This window comes from Aquimarina discodermiae (genome assembly GCF_040786235.1).
Taxonomy (GTDB): domain Bacteria; phylum Bacteroidota; class Bacteroidia; order Flavobacteriales; family Flavobacteriaceae; genus Aquimarina.
Window position 1 is genome coordinate 1 of record NZ_JBFMKP010000065.1, and the last position, 3,895, is coordinate 3,895.

5 protein-coding genes are annotated in these 3,895 nt (G+C 32.1%); 1 reads left to right on the plus strand and 4 read right to left on the minus strand.

The window, feature by feature from the left end; genetic code table 11:
* Window positions 1-320: 320 nt before the first annotated feature.
* The 4 genes from ABW636_RS22480 to ABW636_RS22495 all read right to left on the minus strand — a co-directional run bounded on the left by ABW636_RS22480 (window position 321) and on the right by ABW636_RS22495 (window position 3,291).
* Window positions 321-818 (minus strand): SMI1/KNR4 family protein, encoded by a 498-nt coding sequence (locus ABW636_RS22480; protein WP_367592345.1) that lies wholly within the window; start codon window positions 816-818, stop codon window positions 321-323.
* Window positions 819-1,066: 248 nt separating this feature from the next.
* Window positions 1,067-2,467, minus strand: coding sequence for an RNA/DNA-binding domain-containing protein (locus ABW636_RS22485; RefSeq protein WP_367592346.1), 1,401 nt, complete (start codon window positions 2,465-2,467; stop codon window positions 1,067-1,069).
* 4 nt (window positions 2,468-2,471) lie between these two features.
* Window positions 2,472-3,077 (minus strand): DUF4062 domain-containing protein, encoded by a 606-nt coding sequence (locus tag ABW636_RS22490; protein WP_367592347.1) that lies wholly within the window; start codon window positions 3,075-3,077, stop codon window positions 2,472-2,474.
* Window positions 3,078-3,081: 4 nt separating this feature from the next.
* Window positions 3,082-3,291 (minus strand): helix-turn-helix transcriptional regulator, encoded by a 210-nt coding sequence (locus ABW636_RS22495; protein WP_367592348.1) that lies wholly within the window; start codon window positions 3,289-3,291, stop codon window positions 3,082-3,084.
* 169 nt (window positions 3,292-3,460) lie between these two features.
* Here ABW636_RS22495 and ABW636_RS22500 point away from each other — a divergent pair, with 169 nt between their 5' ends.
* Window positions 3,461-3,664: a hypothetical protein gene (locus tag ABW636_RS22500; protein WP_367592349.1), complete on the plus strand. Its 204-nt coding sequence runs from the start codon at window positions 3,461-3,463 to the stop codon at window positions 3,662-3,664.
* Window positions 3,665-3,895: the final 231 nt, after the last annotated feature.

Consider the following 3,895-nt stretch of genomic DNA (forward strand, 5'->3'; position numbering starts at 1 on the left):
AACCAGGATTGCGCACGTGCTTATACAAAGTAGCAACACTTTAAAAAACGGCCTTACAAAGAGCTTAAATTATTTAGAGTGTAAAAGTAAGACTTCGTTAGCATAGTACTAAAGGGTTTTGAGAGCTATGAGGGATTAGATACAACGTTTAATATATGTGTCGTAGCAGAGCAAAATGTTACCAAACCATCGACATTTTCTGCGCATTGGTTGCTAACTTTTACTTTTTGCAAGTATTGCGCTTAACCAAAAATACAACAACCATTTGATTGATTACTTAGCTGCTATGACATCATATATGGTGTTATACATTGTTTTTTCTAATCAAAAGCATCTCCTAAATTCTCAAAATCGGATTCTAACCAAAACCAGTTTAGACCTTTAATTTTGTATAGGTTTGTCAGTAGATCAGTAAAGTTTTTAGCTATAATTTGACTCATTCCTTCCTCTCCGTGAGTATCATAAAAACTATCATAACATTTTCCGAATTTGTCTTTTGTCAGATCAACACTTATATATTGGCTTAATTCATCCGACTTGGCTATCAAAAACCAATCATTCGTTACATCGTTTTCTAGCTCTTCCCAAATCACATCGTTCTTCGGATATAAAAACTCATTAGTGGATATCAATTTACTTTTTTCCACAATTTCAATTCCATAAGGTTTGTCCGGAAATAAAGAAACTCCATTGGTGTATTCATAAAACTCCATTAAGTCATCAGGAACTTCAAGATTTATTTTGTCCGTTGATGGACTATGAACTATACATTCTGAATCTTTTTTAATAAGTTCGATAAGTTCTTTTATTTGGGACATTTTTCAATAATGTATAACGTTTAGTGTAAGAAGCGTTGACATCCCGTAGGGTGGCTATGATTTTTACACCTTGTTGTATGCCGTTTTATTCTCTTTTTCCGGTAATTTCCGGTAAAAATTTTGATCAATAATTTAGTCATTCTTTGTTCCTCCGGTAACTTCCGGTAATTAATTAAGCGTGATAATACTTGAAAAAGCGCTTTCTAAGCCGTCCTCCGGTAACTTCCGATAAAAACAAATAGTTATTATTAAGTTTCCCCGGTAATTCCCGGTAATTGTTTATTCGTTCTTTCATATTTTGTTAATGAACCTTTTCCGGTTTTAGTTAAAAAGCCTCCTGCAACTAATTTAGAAAGGTCATTTCGAGCGGTCTTTTCTGCGATTTCACTTTGGAAAAAATCTTCATAGTCTTGCCTTGAAAAAATATTTTCGGTATGTAATTGAAGAAAATTATTCATTCTTTCGTTTAAAACAATCTCTTTTGAATCACCATAGAGTGTTAATTTTGTGAAACCATTTTTACTTTCCCAACGTGGGGCAGGTAGACCTTGTTCTTTAAATTGTTCACTTATAAGAATAGTTCCTCTGCCTACTTTTTCAATCATACCACATAAAAAAACTACATGCGTGATACTTGGATTGGGAGGTATAGATTGATGACTCTTTTTTAATTTAGAATCTGTTAAGAAGTGGGGTAATTCACCACTATTAGTGATTTCAATTCTATTATTATAGACTCCGATAAAAACTTCTCCTGAGCTATCGGAATAATCCCTGTGCATGATTGCATTAATAACTCCTTCATCTAATGCTTGTAAAGGGTATTTGTAGGTGTCAACTCTTTGCCAGTCAGATTCACTAAATTTGCTTACTAAAGGTATTGTTCTTTTAAAATATGATTGAACTTCTCTAAAAGCTTTAAAAAGATTATCTTCTATCAACACAGTATTTCCGAATTTACTTCCTGTTTTTCCTTCTGGGAATTCAACGATTCGGATAGTGCATTGTGGTAAAAAATAAGTAGGCTCTTTTCCAAATAGTACAACAGAACCATTCGAAAATCCTTGATTAAATGAAAGCTGATTTGAATTTAAAAATGAAATAACGTCTTTAGGGTCATGCCGTGAACTTCTCCTAACTTTATTGGATAGTTCAATTACATGATTTATTTCTTCTACATCCAAATCTTTGATTTCAACTTCTAAACATGGAGATCTTTCCCAACTTGATTCATAAATTTTTCGATCCCTAATTAAAAAACTCATCTGATCTTCAGATGCTAATCTCGTACTAGTAGCAATTCTTATATATGTTTTGTTTTTATAGGAATAAGGTTTTTTATTACCCTCTATTACCTCTATTAATATTATTTCCTCGTTTTTATAATATTCTTTTCTAATACTAATTATGCTAGATGGTATTATTTCACTAAAAAGAACGGTATTAAGTAACTCATAATTACTCTCGAAATTTTCAATTCTTCTAGACTTGTTTTTGTCATTAACACCAAGTATTAGCCTGCCTCCATTTGTATTTAAGAATCCACAAATTGTAGACAAAACTCTATCAATATCAAATTGAGACATTAGTTCTAGCTGATCACTTTCCCCGTCCTTTAATAGACTTTGTATGAATTTATTTTCTTCCATAATTCTATAGTGAGTTCATGTAATCTATCGTTCTTTTAACCTTTGAAGAATCAGAAAATTGACCTTCTATATATCGAGTCATACCTGGTAAATCATAATATTCTTGAGCCCAATGCCCTTTTCGTTCCTTTGGAGGTACTTTATCCTTTGTTACTGCATTATAGATTTCAATACTCCTTACATCAATGATTGTATTTGGTCTTATAATAACATCTTCAAGTTTAATTTTTTTACCGGAGTTCTTTTCTACAATTTCGGCTTTACGCAATAGTTGTCTAGCAAATACAACTTTTGAATCAACTAAAAACCATCTTGCTTTCTTTAACAAAATTGCACGTAAAACTTCCTCATGTGTTATAGATGTTTCACCTATTACCCCAGATCCATAATGAGGCCTTATTAAACCAAGAAAGACATCACACTCATCAACTGCATCCATACAGTTTTGTAAATTTGAATTTTCAGCACCAGCATAAACAGTACCCATATGAGAGTTTATTACATCATACCCATAATTATCCAATTGGGTGTATATAGCTGATAACTGATCTTCAAATCCGTATACAGTTGAAGCAACTAATATTTTTATTCCATTCCTCTTTTGAATCATCAAATTAGTCTTTTGTTGATACTAGTAACTCTCTTACCTCAATATCCAACACTCTAGAAATTTGAAACAATGTTTCCACTCTAGGTTGCATCTCATTTCTGCACCATTTAGAAACTGTAGTTCTATTCATTTCCAATTCATCCGCTAACCAATTATTGGTTTTTCCTTGTTCTGCTAGAACCGCCTTTATCCGATTATAAACTTCTTTGCTCATAATAAATTATTATGGTTTGATGTCAAATGTAATAACTTCATTTTTAATGTTTTTGGCATTATTTTATGCTTTATAGTATTCAATTAGACATTTTTAATATCTTTGTTATGCTTTTAAAGGTTCAAATAAACCTATTAAAGTTTTTTTTGAATATTAAAAACACGAAATTATGAGCAAAAGATATACCAAAGCCGATTTAGAAGAGATTGTATATAAACAATTAGATAATCTAAACGCTATGCATGATTTATTAAGAATTATGAAAGTCCAAAATGACCTAATCCAAAATATCAATCAGACACTCAGAGAAGAAATCGGTCAATTCAAAGAGCAGCAAGTAATGTATCCGACCAGAAGAAAGTCAAAACCGTAACTATTGGGAGCGGTGGGAAGATTAAGCTCTTTTGGTTTTTGAGCGTTGGATTGTGTTTTGGGAAAAAACAAATGTGCTTAATGTGCGGTTGGCTTTTCCGAAATGGCATACAACGTTTAATATATGTGTCGTAGCAGAGCAAAATGTTACCAAGCCATCGACATTTCCTGCGCATTGGTTGCTAACTTTTACTTTTTTGCAAGCATTGCGCCTTACCAAATATACAAGAAC